The following is a 26169-nucleotide window of genomic DNA, read 5'->3' as shown; positions in this document are numbered from 1 at the left end:
ATCCATATAGACTTACGGTACCTACAAATATCACAAATGAGAACTATTATTAATAAATGAAGCCCTTACAACGTCTTTGGCAAGGATATTATCCAACAAGGTAAAGGGCGATAAGTTATGACGATCAGGATAGTGAAACCTGAACAGGTTTTAGAGTTGATAGATGACATATATAGCGCTGCTAGTGATCCTCTTCAATGGATACCAATGGCTGAAAAGATCCAATCTTCAGTTGGGGGACATAGTGTTAACTTTTGTTTAGAAGATACTCGAAAACCAGAATTCAGAAACATCTTTAGTAATGGGGTTAGTTTATCTGATATAGAATTGTACGAAAATCATTATATTGGTCGGGATAATTTTACTGAAATATATGAAACTATACCTGCTAGTACCGCCATTTTGACTCAAAATGTATGGGATTCTAAGACACTTTATCAATGCTTTCCGTATGAAGAGTTTTATAAAAACTTAGGATATGCCTTTTTTAATTGTTGTTTATTTTATAAAGATGAAGAAAAAAGAGGGTGGATTTCAGTTGTAAGGAGCGAAAACGATTCCATTTTTTCTATAGCTGATTTACAACTGATGCAGTGTTTAGCTCCTCATTTAAAAAGAGCCTTCTTAATCAATATGCATTTGTATGATTCTCAGATTGCAAAGCAGATGTGTTTGGATGCTCTTGAGCGTTTATCGGCGGGTGTAATATTCCTTTCGAACAATGGCCACCTTGTTCACAGTAATAGTAAGGCTCAAAAATATCTGAGGAATATGAATAACATGAAACAGAATTTTCGTGTCAGATTGCCAGATCACTCTGCCAACATTGAATTACAAAAAGCGATTGCTGAAATTTTGTATTCAAACAAAGTACTTCTTGGCCGTTTTATTCCATTCAAAGAGGAGGGTCATCAACATGTGGCCATCTGTCTTCCTTGGAAAATGAACGAACAGTCTTACGATTGGTTGAACCATCAAGTTGGGTGTTTGTTATTTATTCTCTCTTCAAATCGTACTTTAGGTTCTCCAGATAAATTGATGGCCGCATTTGATGTCAGTAGAGCTGAATCTCATGTTTTGAACGGGATAATGAATGGGCTCTCTACTGAACAACTTACTAATAAATTATGTGTTTCTGAAACTACCGTGCGCTTTCATATAAAAAATCTGCTGAAAAAATTTGCATCGCACAATCAAATAGAAATGCTATACAAGGTTAATCGGTTGTTCTGTGTAGATATTGAGTGATTTCTTCAATTAAGAGCAAGGTTGGTTAATCGACCCAGCAATCTTCTTTAACGGAACATGACTGGGCTTGGTAAATGAGTGTCAATAATGGCAAAGAGACTAGGTCAGGCACAGGACGCTCTTGACTACCTCTCGATGCAATTTTCTCTATTTAAAAATACAGTTTAGTACTCCACATACTACTTAGCCCATTGCTTCCCTTGGCGTGATCGTTTTAATCCTACCGATTGGTTGGGCAGCCGTGCCCGTTGCATTATTTCATTGTATCAACGGCTTACCTCTCAGTTTCTTGCCGCCATTGGAAAGAGACATTTGGTTTTTCTCAAGACGAAGCAAACATCGCCGATGGACTAATTTGCGGTCACTCTGTAAAAGAGCTGGCTAATAAGTTGTTCCTTGCTGAGTCAACTGTTCGATTTCATGTCAAAAATATACTGAAAAAAACAGAGACCAAAAGCCAAATTGCCGCTGTTAGTTTGATGCTAAGAAGCTTGATGGTTGCTCTACGCTGAACGAACGGGTCATTATCCCGCAATTAACTCAATTAGCCATGACAGAATAACGGTCATGCCCGAGAATCCCCTACCTGATAGTTACTGTAGTTAGCACCTCGTAGTGCGGCGCTATCAACTCAGTGTAATTACCATTGAAGTGACAAATAATTATTGAAGCCTGATACAAAAATATTAGCCTCCAAAGCTTTGGAGGCTAATTAATGTCACGTACGATATCAGAAAATAGCATATATCACTCAAAACAAATGCAGATCACTCCCTAACGATTTGGACTGTGTCCATACCAATAAGTTGCATTCCAGAACTTGTTGATGCATTTAACGTTGCCGTTTGGCTTTCTGACGTTAATTCCAACGCGCTAGTTTCGATCATCACTTCCATATCAGTTAAGCCGTCATCATTGATATCAATGAGAGAGTACTGTGGAGTTCCTTTCCCTTTGAGTTTTGCGGCCGCGTTGGCTAGCGTAACACTTAGGGGGTCTATTGACGTCGCATCAAAACTAACCGAGCTTAGAATGACTACAGGAACCACGCCATTTGAGCCGAGGTTGATACTGTTATCCTCACTACCTGGTTTGATATCAATCAGCACTGGATAGCCCTTGTCGCCAGGCTTGAGATCGTAGACCTGACCATCAACGGTCGCCGTTACGGTACCAATACTCGTTGCCGAGTTAGTGATCTCATACTGCTCTTCACCATATTTCTCAACAATAACTGCTGACTCTCCGACTAACTCCAACTCAATATCACTACCAACCGTAGCCGTAATTGGTGTCGCACTATCTGGACTGACTAGCAAGGTCACTTCACCCTGTTGGTTGTCCACCACTTTTAGTGCAGCCCCTTCAGTTACAGTTACCTTAAATGTTTCAGAGGTATCCATCGCCACCTCCAAGATACCAAATAATGGGCGAACGGACACCGAACCACAGGTTAGCGTACTGGCCGCCCCGCCAACCCAGGTCACAGGTTTTTGATCACCGCAAGCTTTTAGTTTAGCTGTGGAGCGAGATGTTATGACAACCCCCTCTGATGCATCATCTTCGACAACCCAACCTAATTTATCGGAGTTTGCCACTAGACTACCGAAAGTAGTGCCGCCGAGCGCTTCATCGGTAAAGTTGAGTGATGCCACCTCACTTTCATCAAAGAATACTTCATTGGTATAAGTACCATCGATAAGGTTCGCAATACCATCGCCATCTTTGTCGTTGTCACAGATATCACCGACCAAGTCGCTGTCTAAATCCAGTTGATTGCTATTGGCCGCAAGAGGACAGTTATCGAGATCATCTGTTAGTCCATCATTGTCGTTATCAAGATCACACGCATCTCCGATGTGATCTCCATCTCTATCTGATTGATTATCGACAATAAACGGACAAGAATCGCAGGCGTTACCAAAACTGTCACCGTCACTGTCTAATTGAGTACTGTTGGCGATAAGTGGGCAGTTATCATCAATATCAGGCACACCATCAATATCGCTGTCTTCACACACATCCCCAATGCCATTTAAGTCAGTATCGATTTGATCCGGGTTAGGCCGCAAAGGACAGTTGTCATTGAGATCGTCCAAATTATCGCGGTCTGAATCTTGTTTTGCCCAGAAAGCAAAATAAGCATAGGAATAACTGTAATCCTGGTTAGAATTATACGCGAAACTGGTTTGAGTTTGCCCGCGAAAAGCAACAGTATGGTTACTTAGAGCTGATTGGTTATTATACAGGCCTAAGGAAAGATACTGTGGAGTTATTGCGTCTAACTCTTGTCCTTGGCGAGCAACGATACGTAATCGCCCGTCAAAGAACGCGGCAATATTTGGATAGCTATGTGAAATCCAATTCCCATACAGCACGTCAAAGTGATAAAGATTGAAGTATGTTCCTTGCGTATATTGAGGGCCTTTAAATACGGTGGTGTTTGAATTACCCTCATAGACCTGAAGCAATTGCTCATAGCCAGAATAGTTCGGGTAATCTCGATAGCCTGTTACACTATACCATAAGCTCTCACTATCAAATCTGATGCTATTAAGGTAATAGCCGAAATATTCACTGCCTTCTCGGTTTGTCAGTATCGTTTGAGCGGTGTAGTTTCCGTCAATATCTGGGGTCACTAGTAACAGAGCCTGATACCAACAGTTTGGACAGTCAGCCGATAGGTTAGGCCCCCCTGCTAAAATTGCTACTTGGCCAGTGTCAGACAGTGAACGCAGGCTTATGTTATAAGGAACAATGTTGGTGCCCGGTAGTGGTCTGGTTGTATCCCATAGTAAACGAGTGTTGCCATTCTGGACGAAATAAACACCGTAATTTGGATAGTTATACCTATATCCATTTGCTGCTTGGTAGCTTTTGTAACTATAAGGTTGCAGAATAGAGACAAAAACACTTTGCTGGCCATTAGTTAAGATATTCCAACCGCTGATGGTATCACCTGATGGAAGAGCAAGAGGGAAGCTCAACTCTTGGGTTATAGCGCCATCAGTTCCGAGTTTTAGAAGACCACGATTGATGATTTTTCTGCCTGTATCAAGTTCTTCTTCAATATTTCCCTCAAAAAAGTATCCTCCATCATTAGATTTCCCTATAGCATTAAACCATCCAAGTTTCTTCGTTGTATCAATCGCTTGACCTCTATTTAATTGGGCTTTGACGATGTCGCCATCGGTCAAGTAAAAATAACTCGAGCTTTGAGATAGTTGGGTCGCGGAATCGTAACTATAGACGTTTCGATACAACAATACGTCTTCGTCACTAACGCCAAGAACTATTGGGTAATCGTATTGGTGGTTGTAGCTATCCCCATTTCTTTCAAAAGAATAGCTGCCTTGATCCAGTTTTTTGTAGATATATCCAGGGTTCAATCCCGCCAATAATTCCACTTCATCTGGAGCAGATATACTACCCGCAGTATTTGTTACTTGCAGAGCAATGCGGTACGTACCTGGAAGGTCGGGAATAAAATGTACTGCTCGTGATGTGGCAGATGAAATCGATGAGGTGCTTCCTTGCGGCGCTTCGACAAGACTCCATTGATAGCTAAGTTGGTAATTGTGGTCTTGGCTGTCTGTCGAGTTAACACCATCTAATAGAACATTTTCCCCTACGTCGACTTCAACGTCCACCCCCGCATAGGCGATTGGCAGTGGTCGTAATTCTTGTGATTCAAATGCCGTTAACCCTAGGTTTCCTCCCAGCACATAGACGGTTGAGCCGATACTGGTAGCAGCGCTCCCCCATCCGTGACTGACCGCAAGATCCGGACCAGCAGTCCAAGAATTTGTCGATGGGTCATAGATATCTACGCGTTGATCGTTATTGTCCGTACCTCCAATAACATACAATTTTCCATCAACCGCTGCCGCCGAAGGATACCAACGTGGAGATGGCAAAGAAGCTTTGGTTGTCCATTGATCAGTTAATGGGTTATACGCTTCTACAATTGCAAGCTGTCCTTCACCATATCCACCGACAACGTATATTTCACCGTTTAGGACTGCACCTGCAGATCCACGTCTAGGGGTGGGCATTGGGCTACCTTCGCTCCAGCTATCTGAATTTGGGTCGTATATTGAGGTTGTCCCTACATTAGCTAAGCTAGGTCCTTGTTGATCCAGTCCACCGATAACATACAATTTTCCATTTAACACTCCGCCAACAGCCCAAGCTCTGCCTCCGTCTGGCATAGACGTTCTAGCTGACCATACACCAGTGGCGATATCTAATGCTGTGAGTTCACCGATCATGGAGTTACTATTGTTCGCTCCTCCGGCGATATATAGCTGGCCATTAATTACTCCCGATGCCGTTCTCTGTCTTGCTGTCGGCATAGAAGGACCAGTACTCCATGTTTGAGTCACAGTGTCGTAAACATCGACTTCTACAGACGCACTACTTCCAGAAGAAGAGGGACTACCCCCCACAACATATATTTCGTTATTAACGGCTTCAACCGAAAAGTGCGTACGACCATTGGGTATATTCTCTAATACTTGCCACTCCGCAAATGATTGATACGGGAGAACCATTAGAGTTAACACTGATAAAAGGGCTATACAGCGCCGGAACAGTGGTAAGACTTTTGGATTGATCACAATAGGTAATAGCATTGTTCTTTCCTTAGACTTCAAGTTGTAGGCCTAACGAGAACCAGGCTTATCTTGAGGTCAAAGAGTCGATCAATTGCGCATCCAGACTACTTAAACCGTGCCAATCTCGTTGAGGCATGTACTAAGTGTTACAAAAACGTAACACGCCTTAGTCTATTGATAGTTCAGTTAGCTACGCATTAACCTATCAATATTGATAGTTTTTCTGAGTTGTTGGTAGTGAAGATGTGATGAATTGACATACCCTTTTGATAATAAATAAAAAAGGTCATGTATCAGGAAGTCTATTTTATTGAAGTAGTCCTAGAGTTGATGTTTTGTCGTTTAAAAATCAGTGAGAAAACGCTCAATTTTCTGGAATGGTGAGAGGCTTGGGCGGAATGTTAGTTAGATACCAACTCCAACTGTTTCAGTTGAGGTTCCATATCCATATTAATTCGATAGCATTTGATTTAAGTAAGGGCTCTAAAAAGGTTCTGTCCAATTGTGAGTTTCAGAAAAGAGATAAGCAAAAAGCGAACTAAGTTAAGGACCGCCAGTCAAAAAAAGCGGCCCATCTGGACCGCTTAACAAGGAGAGAATGAACAAGTCTTTTAACGACTATTTTGACTCGATTAACATCGTACCGGAGCCAGTATTTGAGATCGGTGCGTGGTAGCTGCTTTGTAGCACATTCAGCTCACCTTGCAATGTTCCGCGCATGCCAAGCCACATGTTCAGTTCAGGGCCTTGAGCACCACCCTCTTTGATAAGATCAAGGACAGAAAGTTTGGTCAGGCACTCAGGTTCTGCAACTAACTTATCCATACAGTAAAGATCGAACTCTTTATTGATAAACCCTGCTCGCTCGCCGTCCAACTGGTGTGAAAGACCGCCAGTGCCAAGTACAACCACTTTCAAGTCTTGATCGAAGCTTTCAACTGCCGCAGCAATCTGTTTACCCAGGTCGTAGCAACGCTTCGGCGAAGGCATTGGATGCTGTTCGCAGTTGATACAAACAGGAATAACCTGAACATTATCGTACGAGTAATTTGGCCATAAAAGCTGCATAGGAACCGTCAGACCGTGGTCGACTTTCATTTCCTGACAAATCGTGATGTCGAATTCATTTTCAACCAAGTGGTTAGAAATATGCCACGCTAAGTCTGGAGATCCTTTCACATCTGGAATCGTTTGAATGCCCCAACCTTCGTCGGCGTTTTCATAACGGTCTGCCACGCCAATCGCGAACGTTGGCTTTTTGTCGATAAAGAATTCAAGACCATGGTCGTTGTAAAACAGAATCGCAACGTCTGGTTTCTCTTCCCCTAACCATTTAAGAATCGGAGGATAAGCATCAAACAACGGCTTCCAGTACGGTTCCTGCTGTTGATTGTTTTCTATCGCTTTGCCGATAGCAGGGATATGTGAAGTACCGATACCACCTATAATTTTTGCCATGATTATTTCCCCGCGTCGACTAACATTTGCTTAAATTCTTCAACCGTTTTGCCGGTTTGAATCGCACCAATATCTTGCATATTCAGACCAAGCATTCCAGCAAACTTAGCCAAATAGTAAATACTTCCACCTAACTTCAGTAAGCCAAGCACATCACGATTTTGAATCGCTACTTTCTGCTCTTCCGTCAGACCAAACTTATCGCAGTAAGCCATTTCATCACGCTGAAACTCTTCGCGAGCCGCAGCCGTGTTGAGAGAAAAGCACATCTTATTCAGACCGTAACCTTTACGAGCCATTTCACCGTCAAACAGAACGGTGCCTTCAATTGAGGACTTGTTATCAAGATAAGACATTTTAAACTTCCTCCGGCCAGTACAGTTTCATCGGGTTAGTCACAAGCAGAGCTTGTTGCAACTCTTCCGATGGTGCGATTTTTGGAATCACATCAACAAGATGACCGTCATCTGGTGTGTGTGATTTCATGTTTGGGTGCGGCCAGTCAGTACCCCACAACACACGCTCAGGGAAGCGCTCAACGAGCTCACGAGCGAAAGGAACTACGTCTGAATAGTCTGGTGGAGTAAGTGTCAAACGCTCTGGACAGCTCACTTTCGTCCAGATCTGCGGGTTACTCTCCATCATGTTAATGAACTTCTCGAACTCTTCGCTGTAGACGCCTTTAGAAACATCAGGACGACCCATGTGGTCGATGACAACAGTCATATCAAGTTCATTCAGGAATGGCGCAACCTCGTCAATATCCTGCGCTTCAAAGTAGACAACGACATGCCAGCCCAGTGGGCGAATTTTTTCTGCAATCTGCTTTAGCGTTTCTTTTGGTGCGGTATCAACAAGACGTTTCACGAAGTTAAAACGTACACCACGAACGCCGGCTTTATCCATCAGTTGCAGCTCTTCGTCAGTGACGGTTTCATCGACAAAAGCAATGCCGCGAGCTAAATCACCAGCGGTGTTGAGCGCATCTACCAAAGCAGCGTTGTCTGTACCATGGCAAGACGCCTGAACAATAACGTTGCGGCTGAAGCCGAGGTAATCTCTTAGTGCGAATAACTGCTCTTTAGAGGCATCACACGGCGTGTACTTACGTTTTGGCGAGTAAGGGAATTTACTTGCTGGGCCAAATACGTGGCAATGGCTATCCACAGCACCTTCCGGCACCTTAAACTCGGGTTTGCTTGGATTAGGGTGAAAAGGTAGATAATCCTTGTCCATGGTCAGTCCTTATATTCTATCTATTTGTATACACGATTCCGTCAAACAACTTACGGGCGGTACGCAAAATTGCTGCAGCTTGGACTTGGTTCTCTTTTACATCCAACACTACGCTCATTTTGCCTATCGGGTGTTCAACGTCTACCGCTAAAGTTTCACTTTGCTCGATTGATGCCAATTTTTGTGCCGGCGAACCATCTAAAATGCACGCACTCGCAACACTTACGGCTCCCAGTACACCTATCGAGGCATGGCAGCGATGAGGGATAAAGGTACGAGTAGAAATAGCGCCGCCATATTGGGCTTTGCTAACCAATGACATTTTAGGTACCGATAATTGGGAAACATCACCGAGGTTCATTAACGGTCCAGCTTGTAGCCGTATTGATTCCAGCTTTTGTTTTAGTTCCGCGTTATTGTCGAGTTGATCTCGGCTTTCATCGCCCGAAATACCGAGGTCTTGAGCATTGATGACCACAACAGGCATGCCGTTATCAATTAACGTTACTTCAACACCGTCAATCACATCGACGACATTGCCGCTCGGCAGCAGTGCGCCACAAGTTGAACCGGCGGTATCTTCGAACGTAACCGCAATCGGCGCTGCGCTACCTGGAACGCCATCGATTTCACAGTCACCTTCGTAGGTCACTTGTCGATTCGGCGTATTCACGGTGACTGTCACGATTTGATCGGTGTTCTCCATGTAGATTCTTACTGTCGTTTGCTTTTCTTGGGCTTCCACGATGCCTCGCTCGATCGCAAATGGAGCTACACCCGCTAAGATATTGCCACAATTTTGCTTAGTGCTGATCAATGGTTGATCCACAAACACTTGTAAAAAAAGATAATCTACATCGACACCATCTCGTTCAGACGGTGCGACGATCGCAACTTTAGAAGTCAGGGGATCGGCACCGCCAATCCCATCAATTTGACGCTCGTCAGGTGAGCCCATTGCCGCGAGAAGAAAGCTTTCCAGACAAGACTGGTCTGAAGGCAGGTCACTTTTAACAAAGTATGCGCCTTTTGAAGTACCCGCTCTCATCCACATACAAGGGGCTTGGTTAGACATATTTGAGCCCTTTTTCTGCTAAACGCTCACGCATATTATAGATGTCCAGGCCAAGTTCGCCGTTTGCTAAGCGAACACGTTTCGCCTCTTCTCTCTCGATGCGATCAAGTGCGGCTACAAGTACTTGTTTTGCTTCGTCGCGACGAACAACCACAACACCGTCTTCATCAGCGACCATAACATCTCCTGGGTAGACGATTTCTTCTGCGCAGGTCATTGGAACGTTCACAGAACCCAATGTTTCTTTAATGGTGCCTTCGCTGAAAATGGCTTTTGACCAAACCGGGAAGTTCATTTCACGCAAATCTCGCGTATCGCGTACGCCGCCTTCAATGATTAGGCCAACCACACCACGCGCTTGGGCTGACGTAGCAAGCAAGTCACCAAAGAAACCGTGGTTAGAAGGCGAAGTTGGAGCGAAGACTAGGAAATCACCGTCCTGAGCTTGTTCAATTGCCACGTGCATCATCCAGTTGTCACCCGCAGCACCAGAAATCGTAAGCGCAGAACCAGCAACCGCATCACATTGGAAGATAGGACGCATGTAGTGAGCCAGCAGGCCGCGACGACCTTGAGCTTCATGGATAGTCGCAACGCCACATTTACGCAGACCTTCAATCACGTCTTTGTCTGCACGTTGAATATTCTGAACTACAACATTGTTTTGCATAATATTAATCCTTATGCCTTCAGACGGCTGAATACACGACGAGCGTTGCCTTCAAAAATGAGAGCTTTCTCTTCGTCGTTGACCTTATCGCTTGCGTCGATGTAACGCTTGGTATCATCAAAGTAGTGACCAGTTTCTGGGTCGACACCACGTACTGCACCAATCATCTCTGACGCAAACAGGATGTTTTCCGCAGGAAGAATGTCTAGTAGCAGGTCAATGCCTTTCTGGTGGTATACACAAGTATCGAAGTAGATATTCTTCAGAACTGACTCTTCTAATGGTGGAAGACCCATGTCTTGTGCAATACCGCGGAAACGTCCCCAGTGGTAAGGCACTGCGCCACCACCGTGAGGAATAATGATTTTCAACTCAGGGAAATCTTTAAATACATCCGACATCAGAAGCTGTTGGAATGCCGTGGTATCCGCACCCAGGTAATGTGAAGAGGTGGTGTGGAAGCAAGAGTTACACGCCGCAGATACGTGAATCATCGCCGGAACGTCTAGCTCAACCATTTTTTCGTAAAGTGGGTAGAACGCTCGGTCACCCAAAGACGCATCTTTCCAGAAACCGCCCGTGGTATCTGGGTTTAGGTTACAGCCGATGAAGTCCATTTCTTCGACACAGCGAACCAATTCGGGTACCGATTTAGAAGGCGTCACACCCGGCGACTGAGGAAGTTGAGCAACAGGGGCGAAGTTGTTAGGAAATAGGTCACACACACGGCGAATTAAATCATTCTGATGTTCTGTCCAGAAGCGGCTAGTATGCTCGTTTCCAATGTGGTGTCCCATCCAACTTGCGCGAGGAGAGAAGATAGTCAAATCGGTTCCGCGCTCTTTTTGCAGACGAAGCTGGTTGTTTTCAATACTTTCGCGAATCTCATCGTCAGAAATACTGATAGTACCTTTGTCTCCAACGTATTTTGGATCTTTTGCTACCGCTGCTTTTTGGCTTTCTCGGTAATCACCGACTTGCGGTGGTGTAGTGGTATAGTGGCCGTGGCAATCGATTATCATCTCATCAATTCCTTCTGTTGTTTTGTTTTTATACTCAAATAACCTCGAGATGCTTAGTTCTGTGAAAATGTCTTGGCTGATAAATTCAACCACGACTTGAATCCTGCATCTGGAATTCACTTGTGTATAACTACTATAACGACGGAGATAACAACTCGACTATTTCAATTTATTTTTACGGTATAAGTTTTTGAGATAGATGCCTTACTTTTATTGTTAACAAATCGACTTAAAAGCCAATAAATACAAGCATTCAACAAAAATGAATAGGTGTTAGAAAAATATAATTATCATTGGAAAAATGACGTGTGGTAGCCTTATCTTGTCATTAATAGATGGAGTACTTACTATGCAATGCCGTTTATTTGGAAAAAATATAACTCGGTCAAAATCCCCATATTTTCACAACGAGCTTGCCAAGCATTTAAATATTAACTTTAGCTATCAATTAAATAGTATTGATAGCGGGGATATTGAAGAGTTCAAATCTCAAGCAACGGCGTTGTTCGCTTCTGAAATTCAGTCGGCAAATGTCACTTATCCATTTAAAGAAATCGCCATTGAAATAGCGAGTAAACTCGACAAATCGGCGCAACGTGTTCAGGCAGCGAACACATTAGTGAAAAAAGGCGACGAGATTATCGCTTACAACACCGACTACTCAGGATTCATTCAAGCTTACCGAAATTCACGTGAGCAGACACCTGGTCGAGTTGTGCTAGTTGGATGTGGAGGCGTTGGTAAAGCCGTTGCGATGTCACTGGTTGATCTAGGTGCATCAGAGCTGATTTTGTTTGATATGGATGAGAAAAAAGCCCAGGCACTTGCTAATCAACTGTCTGACGAAGACTTACAGGTGACAACGGCAAATAGCGAATCACTTGAGTCTTACGTCAAGCTGGCTAATGGTCTGGTAAACTGCACTCCAGTCGGTCACTACTCGATGCCGGGCACCCCTATTCCAGAAAGCTGGATTGGCTCTCAAGAGTGGGTTTTCGATGCCGTTTATACGCCTGTCGACACTCAATTCCTTCTAGCAGCAAAAGAGAAAAACGTCTCTATTATCAGCGGCTTTGAACTATTTTTCCATCAAGCAACTGACGCATTTTCTCTCTTTACTAATACCAAACCAAGCCCTGCCGAGTTAGCAGAGTTCCGTGAATCGCATTTCACTCAGCTATGCTAAGCAAAGGTTCTCATTATGCCTAAGTTACTGTTATTAAACGGCCCAAACCTTAATCTGTTGGGCTCTCGTGAACCTGAGAAGTACGGTCATGAAACGCTAGCGGATGTAGAAGTCCGCTGTCAAAAGCTCGCCTCTGAATTTGGTTATGAGGTCGAATGCCTGCAAAGCAATATTGAAGGTGAGTTAATTAATGCCATCCACAAAGCTGGGGCTGAATACAAAGCTGGTGAGCTCGCTGGCGTTGTTTTCAACCCAGGCGCTTACACGCATACCTCAATCGCCCTTCACGATGCGATCGCAGGTGTTGGCGTTCCTGTCGTTGAAGTACACATTACCAACGTACACGCGCGCGAATCGTTCCGTCATCACTCTTATATTTCTCCGGTGGCTGCTGGTACCATTATTGGTATGGGCACAAAGGGCTACCAATTGGCGATTAACTATTTGCTAGAAAAATAACATCTCGACGTTATTTCAATGATTCGACAAATAAAAAAATAGGTGCTTCAATGAAGCACCTATTTTTTATTCTGATTTTTATTTCTAATGTTTAATCATGGTAAGACTGGGATGCCAAGCGAATAAACGCATTGGTTTCGCCATATTTTTTATAGTTTCCAACTCGCTGTAACACTTCAAAGAACAGTCCATTGACTTCTTTTGTGTAGAAATGCAAGAAGCTGCCTGTGTCATCCTCTGTGTATAGGATGTTGTTTTCTTTAAGTTTTGCAATAAACTCGTCACTTAAATCAAACTGAGCTTGAATGTCTAAATAGTAGTTGTTTGGTATCTTCAGCTGATAAATTGGCGACAGATCTTTTACTGCCGCGAAAATATCATGACATTGAATGGCAATCTGGTTAATGCTAGCCCCATTTGACGCATTTAAAAAACGCTGAGCAGAGGTCTGCTTCGCACTCGTACTGTTTAACGCAAACTTAATCTTGCCGTTTGGACTGGTAATCGTACGGCTGGTGATCAGACCGTTGATATCTGGCAAGTCGTAGCTCTCTTCCGGAACAAAACCAAAAATTGATTTGTAGAAGAACAAGTTAGACAACAAGGTTTCAGGTGACACCACCTGCCCCATATGGTCGATACGGATTAGGTTGTCATTATAGGCAGCACCATCCGTCAGCGGTTCAAAATCGACGTCATAGAACTTCTCTGCGTGGTTTTGATCAAGCAGATGGATAAGCAGATTACTTGAGCTTTTCAGCGTCGGGATATCCAGTTCATTCTCTTGGCGCGCCTGATAAATCGTCGGGCTATTGTAACGCTTTGCCAGTTCAACTAAGCGGTTTGCGTCCTTCGCTAATACACCCAACGCACAAACAGATTCACCATGCCCTTCTAAGTAACTACTCGCATTACTATTTTTCTCATAGTTGAATACGAAGTTGATATCACCAAGTTGGTAAAGGTCAACATTTTTGCTTTTATGACAATGGGTTTTCTTAAAGCCAAGTGATTCGATGATATCGGTAAACGGGTTGTTTTCACGTTCTTTTACCGCAAATTCCACAAAACTTATATCACTCACTTCAGGCGCTTCGAACGTGTCACTGCTCTGGTCTTCAAGCCATTTCAATGAACGTACACCATCAATCGCTTTTTCAATTGGAGACGAAGAGCGGAACTCATCATTAAACACTTCATGTGACAAGTAATCGTCGTAACCTTTGTCTTTAAGCGCTTGAACAAACTCAATAATAGGAAAATCACCCTGACCAGGGAAGCAGCGATAATGGCGGGTGTACTGCAGAATGTCCATTTGCATCTTAGGCGCATCAGCCAACTGAACCAGGCCAATTTTTTCAACTGGAATATCGTTCTTTAACGTGTCCAGCGTGTTACCACGGGCGAACATATGGAATGTATCAAGTACGATACCCAAGTTTGGGTGATCCACTCGCTTAACGATATCCCAGGCGTCATCGTAGTCTGCGATATGACGACCCCAGGCAAGCGCTTCATAGCTTAATTTCATGTCTTCACGTTTAGCCAGTTCTGCCAACGCATGCAGATCTGCAGCGCACTGATTTCTGTCTGGGGAAGCCAGCGGGTGAACGCTACTGCACATCATTAAACGATCAGTACCTAGCTGATGCGCAAGGTCAATCTTACGCTCCATCATCTTGTATTTCTTATCGCGTAACTCAGGCGGTAGGCCTTCCATATCGCGAAACGGTTGCAGCACTAAAATCTCCAACCCCAGACTATCAGCGATACGTTTTACATCGCGAGCGGTGCCTCGGTATTGGGTCAAATCATTCTCGAAAATTTCGATTGCGTGGAAACCCGCCTTAGCCGCTGCATGCATTTTTTGCTCAAGCGTACCGGATAAACAAACGGTGGCAATTGAATACTTCATAAATTAACTCCTAGCCAATCAAAGGCTGATATCTCGTATAGGGAGGCGTTAAGAATCTCGTTGACAGGTGCCAGACACTCACCTCACTATGAATTAAACATTGCAACAACAATCGACAGAGAAATTCCGGAAGCTAGCGTTGTTGTTACAAGCGTGTTTACACAAAATTTTTGTTGATGATAAATAGCACCCAATATTGGGTAGATGGTTAACATCGGCGCTGCAGCAAATATAATCAGTACTGGTTTAAGCGCTTCATCGACTGGAAATATGGTCAACAATCCAATCGCAACCATCGGAAAAATAATGAGTTTATTAACGGCAACCAAAGCGGTGCGTCTTTTTTCTTCAAGCTTGAATGACTGGCCTAATGCACCACCGATAGCAAACAATGCCAATGCGACAGCTGTATTAGAAAACCAATCGGCACTTTTCATAACAAACTCAGGCAAAGTTATATTTAATAAATTTATACCTAGTGCAATAGCGATAGAAATTATTATTGGATTACTGCTAATACGTTTCGCGATTGATTTCATTTGATCAAACGTATTAGTTTTAACGCTATGGCTAATTTCCAGAAATAACAAACAAAGTGGAATAAATAAAAGATTCTCCACCAAAACGCACATTAAAAAGGCTTCAATAAATTGGCCATCAAATAGTGACAAAACAATTGGAAAGGCAACAAATGCACTATTTGGCATACCGCTACCTAATGCATTAATACATGCATCTTTCCAATCAGATTTTAATACTTGTTTACTTATGACCAACGCAAAGCCCATTGAGGCAATACCTGAAATTGCGTATACCAATAAAAAGTTAAGTTCTAATGCATTTTTAATATCCAGTTGCGACAAATTAATCAATATGACAGCAGGCAACGAGAAATATAAAACTAACTTACCTATATCCGCATGAAAACCTTGAGAGAAAAAGCGAATTTTTGTTGTATAAAACCCTGCCGCCACTATCATCGCGAGCGGCAGGAGAACGTCCATCACAGCCATATTGAGTACTTGTTAGTAGCCAAACATTTTTGGTAAGAACAGCACGCTTTGAGGCACGAAGGTAATAAAAAACAGCACGACAACTTCGAGCAAAAACAGCGGTGCAATTTGTTTTGATATAGCCGCAACACCCACTTTAGAAATGGTATTGGCAACGAACAGACAAATACCAAGTGGTGGCGTAATCAAACCAATCATCAGGTTAAAAATAACCACAATCCCGAAGTGAACAGGGTCGATTCCGAAACTCATCGCAATTGGATGGAAGATTGGAATCAAGATAAGCATTGCCGCAATCCCTTCAAGGAATAGACCAACCACCAGCAATATCAGGTTAACCATAATCAGGAACATCACCGGGTCACTGATCGTGCTGATGATTTGCGCACTGATGTACTGAGGTACACGTGAGAAAGTCAGCAGCCAGTTAGCAACGGAAATTACCGCAATCAAAATCAATACGATAGATGAGTCACGCATTGAGCGAATAAACACTTCCGGTAAGTCACTAATTTTAAGTGTTTTATAGAAAAACATCCCAACGGTCAATGCGTAAAATGCAGCAAAAGCAGCGGCTTCTGTCGGTGTGACAACACCTAATAGAATTGAACCAAGAATGAATACCGGCATGGTCAATGGAACAAACGCTTTTACCAATGCTTTACGGCGACTTTGACGGACAACGTTACTGCGAATCTTATGGCGCGTTGCGTAGAAATAAACAAATATCGACAGTGCAATCGCAGATAGAATACCCGGTACAATCCCTGCTAAGAATAGCGCTGGAACCGACACACCACTTGCGATTAGCGCGTAGATAATCACCGGGATACTTGGCGGAATCATTGGGCCGATAACAGATGACGCAGCAGTTAATGCGGACGAAAACTCTTTGCTGTATCCCTCTTTTTCCATTTGAGGAATAAACACACGACCAAGAGCAGAAGTGTCTGCAACCGCGGAGCCAGAAATACCCGCAAACATCACTGACGACCAAATGTTTACCTGAGCAAGTCCGCCTCGGAAGTGCCCGACTAACGCATTAGCAAAATCGATAATTCGCGTAGTGATACCACTTTTGTTCATCAGCTCACCAGCCAGAACAAACAGAGGTACTGCAAGAATTGAATAGGAGTCCAATCCGCTAAAAATGCGTTGAGCAACTAAGCTAATTGAAATTGGCGTACTGGTGACATAAAACGACATCGCCAGAATGATTGTGAATACGAGCGGAACACCGAATATCAGTAAGGTGCCCATCAAAGCTATAGATGGCATAGTAAATCCTTATACATCTCTACGTTTTAGACAGGGTGCACGCCCGGTTAGAGCTGATAGATGAGCGGCTAATCGAAGTGATGCAGCGATAAGTAAGCACACACCACCAACCACTAGTGCTGATTGGAAGTAATACATACTGATCCCAATACCCGGTGATTCAATGGCACCGCGCTTCGCAACAAACAAATAACCTGACCAAATCAATATCAATGCACTCGCAAACACTGCTATGTCAGTAATGACTTCTAATCCTTTTTGGAACTTAGCCGACTTCACCGAGCTAAGAACTGAGAATTTAATGTGTAATTCATCGAGGTAACAGATTGCTGTAGCAAACATAACGCCGTAAATCATGGCGTATTTACACAGCTCTTCACCCCATAAAATCGAGGTATTGAAAAAATAACGACTGATGCTGCTAAACAACATCACTACAAAGACTGTTAGCAATGAAGTGCCAGCAAGGATAGCCAGCAGCTTTTTGTATCGCTCTATCATAGTCTTTCTCCACAAAATTCCGTAAAGCCCGTAATAGGCTTTACGGCTTACCTAAAATTATTTAGCAGCGTCTACTGCTTGAAGTGCCTCATCGATCCATTTTGAATCAATCGTCGTTTCTAGCCATTTGATCACAGCAGGCTGAGTTTTCTCGCTGAACTTCTGCTTCTGTTCCGCCGTTAGTGACGTAACTGTCATGCCTTTTTTCGCCAGTAATTCAAGGCCAGCAGCTGAGTTCACTTGTTGGATAGCGCGACTTACCGTACTTGCTACTTTTGCCGAACGGTCAATCAGTTCTCTATCCTCTGCTTTTAAGCCAGTGTAGAAATCGTCGTTGATTAGCAGAAAGTCAGTGCCGTACACATGGCCATCTAGCGTGATGTATTTTTGCAGCTCGTAGAATTTGTTGTTCGCAATAACACCAACAGGGTTTTCCTGACCGTCTACTACGCCAGTCGTCAGTGCAGCCGGAACTTCAGGCCAAGCAATTGGTGTTGGTTCTGCGTCTACCGATTTCAACATTTCGATATAAAGAGGGGTGGTCATCACGCGGATTTTTAACCCATTCAGGTCTTCTGGGCTGCTGATGACTTTCTTAGAGTTGGTGAAATGACGGAAACCAGTTTCTCCGTAAGCAAGGTTGCGAAGCCCAGTCTGCTTGAGACAGTGTTCGCCCAGCTTTTTACCGAACTCACCATCCAGAACTTCCCATGCAACCGGAGCTGAAGGGAACAAGTAAGGGATCTCAAGCACACTCGCTTCTTTACACAGCTTGCTGTAAGCCCCAGAAACCATCGTCATTGTTAACATGCCTTCCTGAGCTGACTGTAGTAGCTCAGTCTCACCACCCAATTGGCTAGATGGGTAGACATTGACACTTATACGGCCGCCGGATTCCGCTTCAACAAGATTTTTAAAAACCTGTGTAGCAGCACCTTTTTTAGATGTCGTCCATTCCTGAGAATCAACGTGACCAATCGTGATTTCAATTTCAGATGATGCGGCAGTTCCCGCATAAGCAAGTGCGAGAGAAAGTGATAATGTTTTTATTGTTCTCATTCTGTGAACCTCCTGTTTCATGGCATTAACAATCTAGCACTCCCCCCAGATGACCTATAATTCATATAGTGAAAGTGCCATTCAATTTTTAGATAAAGGGGCAATTATCAATTAAGAACAATAGAAAATTAAATTTAATAAATTCAATGAATTAAACCAAATTTTATAGCGTTGAAATATTAAATAAAAAATAAACACCCTCCATTGTATACAATTACAAATAGGAGATTGGCGTCACAATTTATAAACAAGAAAGTAACCTAAACATTTAGCATTGTGCTTAAACATGTCTAAATAAGTGAAAAGTTAATGTGGGTTCACCTTCTAGGGTCGTTGCCCCATCAGCGTTACCAGTTTTCCGAATTGCATATTCAACACTGAGAATTACATTGCTCATTTACAGGCGGTCTTATGTTTAACATCCCAAATATTCGGCACTTACGCGCCATTTCTGAAGTCGTCAAGACAGGCAGCATCAGTAAGGCATCTGAGACCGTATTTCTCTCCCAACCAGCCATTACTCAAGCGATTTCAAAATTCGAAAAGAGTATTCACAGTGAACTATTTGAACGTACCAGTGATGGCATGACGCCGACTCCGCAAGGTAAAGCTTTCGCGTTTCGTATTGATAGGGCGTTAGATCATATTGAGCATGGGATCTCGGAGACACTGAAGATCGCCAAAGGGCAACGCAAAAGCAACGTTCATCGATTCTTATACAATATGACGTCGACACACCTGAAGGCGTTAGTTGCCGTTTCGGATGGTCAGGGTTTTACCGAAGCCAGCCGCTTGTTGGAGGTGTCCCAATCTTCCGTTTACCGCGCGTCAAAAGATCTTGAAGAGATCTTGGATGTCACCTTATTCGAAAAAATCAGTAATGGTATCGTTGTAAGCAAAGCCGGTACCGCTCTCGTTAAAGCTTGTAAACTCGCATTTGTGGAAATAAAGCAAGGAATCGAAGAGATCGATGCACTTAGCGATCGTCATAACAGTGTGATCACAGTGGGCTGTCTGCCGTTAGCTCGTACCTGTTTGCTACCTATTACTATTAATGAATTCAGCCAAAGCTATCCAGACTGCCGAATTCAGGTTATCGATGGCCCCTACTCCGATTTGCTCAACCACTTAAAGTACGGTGAAATCGATGTACTGATTGGCGCATTGCGATTTCCGATCCCGAGTACCGATATTCGTCAGGAAACCCTGTTTGAATCAGAAAACAAAGTCTTTGCACGCCACGATCATCCGCTATCCAAAAAAGCGAATGTCACTCTGCAGGATTTACATCAAGCCAGTTGGGTAGTCTCCAGCGCTAATACGCCAGGACGCAAGATGTTTGAAGACATCTTCTTTAATGGTGGATTAGAGCCCCCTTCACGTTTGGTAGAAGCCAGTTCGCAGATGCTTGTAAAAGAACTGATACTGGGCAGCGATCGCCTGTCTGTCCTTTCTCAACATCAAATTCAACGTGAACTGGACGAAGGCCACTTTACGATTTTACCTTTTGATTGCAGCCAGCAGTCTCGACCGATTGGCCTTACCATGCGTAAGAACTGGTACGCGACTACCGTACAGACGCATTTCGTATCGCTTCTGCGTAAGAATGGCTTGAAGATGTCAGGCTAAATCGGGCAGCGCTTTCTCAAAATTGAATACCTAATATCATCTTTTGATTATTCGTGTTTTTACCCAAATGTTACAGTCGTTTTCGGTGAAGCAACATATTCGGGTATCAAAGGTGAAAACAACTCGTGCCGCATTTATTGGCTTCGGTGAAGCCGCTCAAGCACTTATCAGCATCGCTGGTGACAATGCACCGGACGTGATCAGTGCTTTTGATATCAAAACACGCGATGAGGCTACACGCGAAGCAAAACTGATGGATTACATCCAATTTCAGGTCAATGGCGCGTTTAACCCAGAGCAAGCCGTTTGTGGCGCTCAGGTTATTTTTTCTCTCGTTACACCTGATCAGGCAAACTTGGCTTTAGCACCGCTTAGTAGTGCGCTGACAGAGAAGCAGTTTGTCGTAGATTGTAACTCGTGTGCTCCTGCAGTGAAAAAACACAATGCGAAATTGGTAGAGTCGCAAGGTGCAGCCTATATTGACGCTGCAATAATGAGTCCGGTAAAAGCGAATTCAAAGCCAATCCCACTGTATATTTCTGGTAAAAAAGCCACTCTGGTTGCACCACAATTGCAGTATTTGGGGTTTGATGTAACCGTGATTTCAGAGCAGGTCGGCGATGCTTCACAAATAAAAATGTTGCGTTCAGCGATGGTGAAAGGTCTGGAAGCATTAACAACAGAATGTATGCTTGCTGCTCATCGTGCCGGGGTCGCGCCCTATGTGATTGAGTCACTGGAAAAGAGCTACCCACAACTTAATTTGTCGCAATTGGCGGTTTACCATATGGAAAGAATGCTCACTCATGGGAAACGACGTAGCGAAGAACTTAAATCAGTAGTCGAGACACTTGCTTCACTTGATATCGATACCAGTATGTCGAGCGGCGCAATCAACTGGCATCAACTGATGTCGGATATCAATGTAACTGTCGATAATCAAACGTTAGAACAGTTATCTAATCAAATTTTGAATACGATGGAGCACTCAGCGTCACCCATCCAATCAAACGATACCCTTACCTCTTAACCAAGTGTAATAAAGGATTATTTATGAAAGTATGTGTAGTTGGTGCAACTGGTGCCTTTGGCCGTAAGCACTTAGAAGCCATCCAAAATATCGACGACGTAACCGTATCAGTTATGGTTTCTCCAGAACAAGACAAGCTTGATGCTCTGATCAATGAATATGACTCTCAGGCTGTTGGTGTAACGACACTTGAAGAAGCACTTGTTCGTGACGATGTTGATGCCGTTATCTTAGCAACGCCAACTCAGGTGCACGCATCTCAAGCTATCCAGTGTATGGAAGCTGGCAAGCACGTTTTGGTCGAAATTCCTATGGCTGATAACATCGAAGACAGCTACAAAGTAGTCGAGACTCAAAAGGCAACGGGTTTAGTTGCAATGGCTGGCCACACTCGCCGTTTCAACCCAAGCCACCAATGGATTCACAATAAAATCCAGGCTGGCGAGCTAAACATCCAACAAATGGATGTGCAGACATACTTCTTCCGCCGTACCAACACCAATGCGAAAGGCGAGCCAAGAAGCTGGACCGATCACCTGCTATGGCACCACGCATGTCACACGGTCGATTTATTCCAATACCAAACTGGCGAAACCGCATCACAAGTTCAAGGTATGCAAGGCCCAATTCATCCGGATCTTGGCATCGCAATGGACATGAGCATTGGTATGAAAGTGCCATCAGGCGCAATTTGTACACTTTCTCTATCATTCAATAACGAAGGTCCATTTGGTACGTTCTTCCGTTACATCTGTGATGAGGGGACTTTCCTTGCTCGTTACGATGATTTGTATGACGGCTATGACAACCAAATCGATTTGACGGGCGTTACTGTGTCAAACAACGGCATTGAATTGATTGACCGTGAGTTCTTTGAAGCAATTAAGACCGGTAAAGAGCCGAACTCAAGTGTTGCCCAATGCCTGTCAGCAATGGAAACACTGCACCGCATCGAAGAGCAGCTCATTTAAGGACAACACAGCTAAGGAATCTTACTATGCAACAACGCAAAATTGGTCAATTTCTATGTAACCCTGTTGGTCTGGGATGTATGAATCTCTCTCATGCGTACGGAACACCACCGGATGAGAAGCAGAGCATTCATTTACTCAATCATGCCCTCGATCTTGGTTACAACCATCTTGATACTGCGACATTATATGGTGGCGGTGCCAATGAAAAACTGGTGGCCAAAGCCGTTGGGCATAGAAGAGATGAATATGTGTTGGCCAGCAAGTGTGGCATGTTCATTAACGAAGAAGGTAAGAAAGAGATCAATGGTAGTCCTGAAGCGCTGCGTAAAAACATTGAGAACAGTTTACAACGCCTAAACACAGACGTCATTGACCTCTATTACCTTCATCGCTGGGACAAAACCGTCCCTATCGAAGAAAGTGTCGGCGAACTAAGCAGACTGGTTGAAGAAGGCAAAATTCGTGAAATCGGCTTGTCAGAAGTGTCCGCAGCGACAATAACAAAAGCCGCTCAAGTCCACCCAATTGCGGCGGTGCAATCTGAGTACTCACTTTGGACTCGCAACCCTGAAATCAAAGTGCTGGAAACATGTAAAGCACTGGGGACTGCCTTTGTTGCATTTAGTCCGTTAGGGCGTGGAATCTTGACGGGTAAAATCGATTCTCCGACGAATTTTACGCCGAAAGATATCCGTCGCAACATGCCTCGATTCGATAGTGAGCACTTTGCGCATAACCAGCACCTTGTGACACAACTGGCGCAATTGATCGAGCAAGAGTCTGACACTGAGCTAAGTAAAGCAAGTCTGGCTAGCATCGTTCTACGCTGGGTGCTGGATCAACACGATCATATTCATGTTATTCCAGGCACGACGAATATCGACCATCTCACCGAGAATGTTTCGGCAACGTCGGTGAGTTTGTCTAGCGACCTCTTAGAAAAAATGGGACAACTCATCAACAATGACAACGTCTCCGGCACGCGCTACAACGCTGCTCAACAAGTAGAAATCGATACTGAAGAGTTTTCAGCGAGCCCTGCGGTTACCGCATAACTTTCATAGAATTCAAAAGCCCGCTTCGGTGGGCTTTTTTGCATATAACGCCTACATAACCACTCAGTAAACCCTTCCCTCTGCTCTTTGTGTTCCTTAATTGAGACTGTTAACGTTTTAATGACATAAGCGAACAAACATCAGGCTACGCTTCACGGCTATACTTAACGCGTAATATAAACAAAGATGTCTGCTAACACTCCGTCTCCACTATCGAAAACACTCTGGTTCCGCCGTCTGATTAAAGTATTTTTTGCCGGCGCTGTATTACTCCTTATAGCGATTATTTACTTCGGAGTGCAGTTCAACAACCTGGTCGCGAGCAAGTTTGAAGGCCAAATGTGGCAACTGCCTAATGTTGTTTATGCACGTCACTTGGTGTTAAGCCCGGCTATGCAGGTTAGCCAGAAAGAAGTGCTCAGTGAGTTGGATCAGCTAAATTACCGTAAAGTCGCACAGCCAACAAAGAGTGGTGAATATAGTATTTCTGGCCAGACAATAAAGCTGATTCGTCGACCATTTGTTTTTCCTGAAGGTGAGCAACCTGCGCAGCAGGCAAGCATTCGATTTAGTGGTAAACGCATTGTTAAGATCACCGATGAAACCTCAGGATATGATCTCGGCGTACTGCAGATCGAGCCACAAATTTTAGGTATGCTCGACGGTGACAACACCGAAAAACGAATTTACGTATCCAAAGATGACATGCCAGAGACATTAGTCGCTGCTTTGCTTGCCACCGAAGACCGTGATTTCTATCAGCACGACGGTGTATCCCCTGTCGCTATTGCCCGCGCTTTTGCAGCCAACGTTACTGCGGGGCGTAACGTACAAGGCGGAAGTACCTTAACTCAACAACTCGCGAAGAACTTGTTCTTAACTCGCGAACGCAACCTGATTCGTAAGATTAAAGAGGCTTACTTAGCGGTGATCATGGATTATCGCTACAGCAAAGATCAGTTGCTTGATGCTTATCTAAACCAAGTCTATTTGGGTCAAAACGGTCAAAATGCGATTCACGGTTTTGCTTTAGCATCACGACATTATTTTGGTCGACCGTTAGCAGAGCTGAGCCTTGATCAACAAGCGTTACTTGTCGGTTTAGTAAAAGGCCCCTCTTATTACAACCCTTGGCGTTACGCTGAACGAGCAAAAGCTCGCCGTGACTTAGTGCTAAAAATGATGGTCGACACTGGCGATCTCGAAGCGAGTGATTACGAACGCGCGATTCAGAAACCATTGTCACTGGCTGTTCAGGGTAAAGGAAGTACCACTGAGCCTCCTTACTTCGACTACATAAAGCTATCACTGAAAGAAAATGGCATCGACTACAACAGTGGTCGCGGTTTGCGTCTTTTCACGACCTTCGAGCCTAAAGTGCAAGGTCAGGCAGAAGCAGCGGTCTACAACGTTATGCCCAACTTAGAAAAGAAAGCAGGCCAGTCTTTAGAAACTGCGATGATCGTTGCCGATAAACGAAGCGGTGCAATCCGCGCGATGATTGGTAGCCGCCAGCCGAATTTCCATGGATTTAATCGTGCGATAAATGCCGAGCGTCAGATTGGCTCGCTGATAAAACCAGCAGTTTATGTCACGGCATTAGCACAGCCAGAACACTACGCGTTAGGAACGAACCTCGCGGATAAACCAATTACCATCCAAACGCAAAATAATGAGAAGTGGTCGCCCCGAAACTACGATCGCCAGTACCGCGGTCAGGTGAGCCTCTACCAAGCTCTAGCTCACTCTTACAATGTTCCGACCGTGAACCTAGGTATGGCGATAGGTTTAGATAAGGTAACCAACACCTTGGTGTCATTAGGCGTCAAAGAGACTCAAGTCCCACAAGTTCCATCGATGTTACTGGGTGCACTGGCACTTTCCCCTCTGAACGTCACTCAGATGTATCAGGCGTTAGGAAATCAGGGTGAAAAACAAAACTTGTTCGCACTTAGTGCGGTACTCGATGAACATGGGCAACAACTTTATCGTCATCAAGCTCAGCAAGAAAAAGTATTGGAAGCTGAGGCTGCTTGGCTGATCGAATATGCAATGGAACAAGTCGTCGAGCAAGGGACCGCGCGTTACTTAAATCAGATCGTGCCTCGCAGTGCTCACCTCGCGGGTAAAACTGGTACGTCAAACCAAGGGCGTGATAGTTGGTATGTCGGGCTTGATAACCAAGATGTCGTGACTATTTGGGTAGGTCGCGACGATAATAATCCAGTTGATTTGACAGGATCGAGTGGCCCGTTACGGATCTATGGTGATTACCTTAAAAAGGCCGGCTACCAGTCAATCGCTCAAACTAAGCCAGAGAAAATAGGGCTAGCAAACTACAGCACTGATAGTCAGGGTGGATTAAGAGAAAGCTGTTTCGGCGAAGTCAGTTTACCTGTCTGGAGTGAAACAGGAGAAACGAGCCCTAACTGCCTGCAGCCTTTGGAAGATGGCCTCAAAGAAATCGGTCGTGGATTAGCAGAAGCACCGAAGCAAATCGGTGGATTCTTTAAAAGCTTGTTTGATTAAACGTATTTGATTAAGCAAGAGAGCGTTCGCGCTTTCCGCATCCCCAAAGAATTAACTCCACTATTTAGGTAAACTCCGGTTAAACTGGTGAATACCAATCACAGTGAGTAAGTGGTCAGAAATAGCGTAGGAAAAATGCTTGAGAACAAGGCAACATTTTTCGATAAGTAGTTACTCTACATTCAAAAATGTTAACGCTGTTATCGAGTGTTTTAA

At 44.1% G+C, this 26169-nt stretch carries 21 protein-coding genes; 9 read left to right on the top strand and 12 right to left on the bottom strand.

What is annotated here, in order from left to right:
• The first annotated feature begins 117 nt into the window (after positions 1 to 117).
• Together VEJY3_RS18250 and VEJY3_RS18245 are read left to right on the top strand one after the other, a co-directional pair.
• A complete protein-coding gene (locus tag VEJY3_RS18250) occupies positions 118 to 1248 on the top strand; it encodes a helix-turn-helix transcriptional regulator (protein ID WP_014233891.1) in 1131 nt (376 codons plus the stop codon).
• Positions 1249 to 1475: 227 nt separating this feature from the next.
• On the top strand, positions 1476 to 1760 hold the full coding sequence (locus VEJY3_RS18245) for a helix-turn-helix transcriptional regulator (protein ID WP_081469388.1): 285 nt from the start codon (positions 1476 to 1478) through the stop codon (positions 1758 to 1760).
• A gap of 255 nt (positions 1761 to 2015) precedes the next feature.
• Here the strand turns inward: VEJY3_RS18245 and VEJY3_RS18240 are convergent, their stop codons facing one another.
• The 7 genes from VEJY3_RS18240 to VEJY3_RS18210 form a co-directional block, all read right to left on the bottom strand.
• Positions 2016 to 5882: a thrombospondin type 3 repeat-containing protein gene (locus VEJY3_RS18240; protein WP_041170390.1), complete on the bottom strand. Its 3867-nt coding sequence runs from the start codon at positions 5880 to 5882 to the stop codon at positions 2016 to 2018.
• 600 nt (positions 5883 to 6482) lie between these two features.
• Positions 6483 to 7322 (bottom strand): class III extradiol dioxygenase family protein, encoded by an 840-nt coding sequence (locus VEJY3_RS18235; protein ID WP_014233888.1) that lies wholly within the window; start codon positions 7320 to 7322, stop codon positions 6483 to 6485.
• 2 nt (positions 7323 to 7324) lie between these two features.
• The gene (locus VEJY3_RS18230) at positions 7325 to 7678 is read right to left on the bottom strand and encodes a protocatechuate 4,5-dioxygenase subunit alpha (protein ID WP_014233887.1); all 354 of its coding nucleotides are present in this window, start codon (positions 7676 to 7678) and stop codon (positions 7325 to 7327) included.
• A 1-nt stretch (position 7679) separates the two neighbouring features.
• Complete coding sequence (locus tag VEJY3_RS18225; RefSeq protein WP_014233886.1) at positions 7680 to 8558, bottom strand: amidohydrolase family protein; 879 nt, start codon at positions 8556 to 8558, stop codon at positions 7680 to 7682.
• Positions 8559 to 8574: 16 nt separating this feature from the next.
• Positions 8575 to 9633 (bottom strand): 4-oxalomesaconate tautomerase, encoded by a 1059-nt coding sequence (locus tag VEJY3_RS18220; protein ID WP_014233885.1) that lies wholly within the window; start codon positions 9631 to 9633, stop codon positions 8575 to 8577.
• Positions 9626 to 10303 carry a 4-carboxy-4-hydroxy-2-oxoadipate aldolase/oxaloacetate decarboxylase gene (locus tag VEJY3_RS18215; protein WP_014233884.1) on the bottom strand — a complete coding sequence of 226 codons (678 nt, stop codon included), beginning with the start codon at positions 10301 to 10303 and terminating at the stop codon, positions 9626 to 9628. Before VEJY3_RS18215 ends, VEJY3_RS18220 begins: the two co-directional genes overlap by 8 nt.
• An 11-nt stretch (positions 10304 to 10314) precedes the next feature.
• Positions 10315 to 11325: an amidohydrolase family protein gene (locus VEJY3_RS18210; protein WP_024372799.1), complete on the bottom strand. Its 1011-nt coding sequence runs from the start codon at positions 11323 to 11325 to the stop codon at positions 10315 to 10317.
• A gap of 349 nt (positions 11326 to 11674) precedes the next feature.
• On the opposite strand from VEJY3_RS18210, the gene VEJY3_RS18205 reads away from it, so the two are divergent.
• Together VEJY3_RS18205 and aroQ are read left to right on the top strand one after the other, a co-directional pair.
• On the top strand, positions 11675 to 12511 hold the full coding sequence (locus VEJY3_RS18205) for a shikimate dehydrogenase (protein ID WP_014233882.1): 837 nt from the start codon (positions 11675 to 11677) through the stop codon (positions 12509 to 12511).
• A gap of 15 nt (positions 12512 to 12526) precedes the next feature.
• On the top strand, positions 12527 to 12970 hold the full coding sequence (gene aroQ, locus VEJY3_RS18200; protein WP_014233881.1) for a type II 3-dehydroquinate dehydratase: 444 nt from the start codon (positions 12527 to 12529) through the stop codon (positions 12968 to 12970).
• A gap of 91 nt (positions 12971 to 13061) precedes the next feature.
• Here the strand turns inward: aroQ and VEJY3_RS18195 are convergent, their stop codons facing one another.
• The 5 genes from VEJY3_RS18195 to VEJY3_RS18175 form a co-directional block, all read right to left on the bottom strand.
• Entirely contained in the window at positions 13062 to 14885 is a 1824-nt protein-coding gene (locus tag VEJY3_RS18195; protein WP_014233880.1) for a bifunctional sugar phosphate isomerase/epimerase/4-hydroxyphenylpyruvate dioxygenase family protein, read from the bottom strand.
• An 86-nt stretch (positions 14886 to 14971) separates the two neighbouring features.
• On the bottom strand, positions 14972 to 15898 hold the full coding sequence (locus tag VEJY3_RS18190) for an AEC family transporter (protein WP_014233879.1): 927 nt from the start codon (positions 15896 to 15898) through the stop codon (positions 14972 to 14974).
• Between the two features lie 12 nt (positions 15899 to 15910).
• The gene (locus VEJY3_RS18185; RefSeq protein ID WP_014233878.1) at positions 15911 to 17176 is read right to left on the bottom strand and encodes a TRAP transporter large permease; all 1266 of its coding nucleotides are present in this window, start codon (positions 17174 to 17176) and stop codon (positions 15911 to 15913) included.
• Between the two features lie 9 nt (positions 17177 to 17185).
• Entirely contained in the window at positions 17186 to 17677 is a 492-nt protein-coding gene (locus tag VEJY3_RS18180) for a TRAP transporter small permease (protein WP_014233877.1), read from the bottom strand.
• Positions 17678 to 17734: 57 nt separating this feature from the next.
• A complete protein-coding gene (locus VEJY3_RS18175; protein ID WP_014233876.1) occupies positions 17735 to 18736 on the bottom strand; it encodes a DctP family TRAP transporter solute-binding subunit in 1002 nt (333 codons plus the stop codon).
• A gap of 411 nt (positions 18737 to 19147) precedes the next feature.
• On the opposite strand from VEJY3_RS18175, the gene VEJY3_RS18170 reads away from it, so the two are divergent.
• From VEJY3_RS18170 to mrcB, 5 genes are all read left to right on the top strand, one after another.
• Positions 19148 to 20365 (top strand): LysR family transcriptional regulator, encoded by a 1218-nt coding sequence (locus tag VEJY3_RS18170; RefSeq protein WP_014233875.1) that lies wholly within the window; start codon positions 19148 to 19150, stop codon positions 20363 to 20365.
• A gap of 112 nt (positions 20366 to 20477) precedes the next feature.
• Entirely contained in the window at positions 20478 to 21395 is a 918-nt protein-coding gene (locus VEJY3_RS18165) for a DUF1932 domain-containing protein (protein WP_014233874.1), read from the top strand.
• Between the two features lie 23 nt (positions 21396 to 21418).
• A complete protein-coding gene (locus VEJY3_RS18160; RefSeq protein ID WP_014233873.1) occupies positions 21419 to 22366 on the top strand; it encodes a Gfo/Idh/MocA family oxidoreductase in 948 nt (315 codons plus the stop codon).
• Positions 22367 to 22392: 26 nt separating this feature from the next.
• Positions 22393 to 23424, top strand: coding sequence for an aldo/keto reductase (locus tag VEJY3_RS18155; RefSeq protein ID WP_014233872.1), 1032 nt, complete (start codon positions 22393 to 22395; stop codon positions 23422 to 23424).
• 186 nt (positions 23425 to 23610) lie between these two features.
• Positions 23611 to 25953 (top strand): penicillin-binding protein 1B, encoded by a 2343-nt coding sequence (gene mrcB, locus VEJY3_RS18150; protein ID WP_014233871.1) that lies wholly within the window; start codon positions 23611 to 23613, stop codon positions 25951 to 25953.
• Positions 25954 to 26169: the final 216 nt, after the last annotated feature.

The sequence above is a fragment of the Vibrio sp. EJY3 genome (genome assembly GCF_000241385.1).
In the GTDB taxonomy this organism is placed as follows: Bacteria; Pseudomonadota; Gammaproteobacteria; order Enterobacterales; family Vibrionaceae; genus Vibrio; species Vibrio natriegens.
The sequence above is the reverse complement of the archived record's forward strand: the minus strand, read 5'-3'. Positions and strand labels throughout refer to the sequence as shown.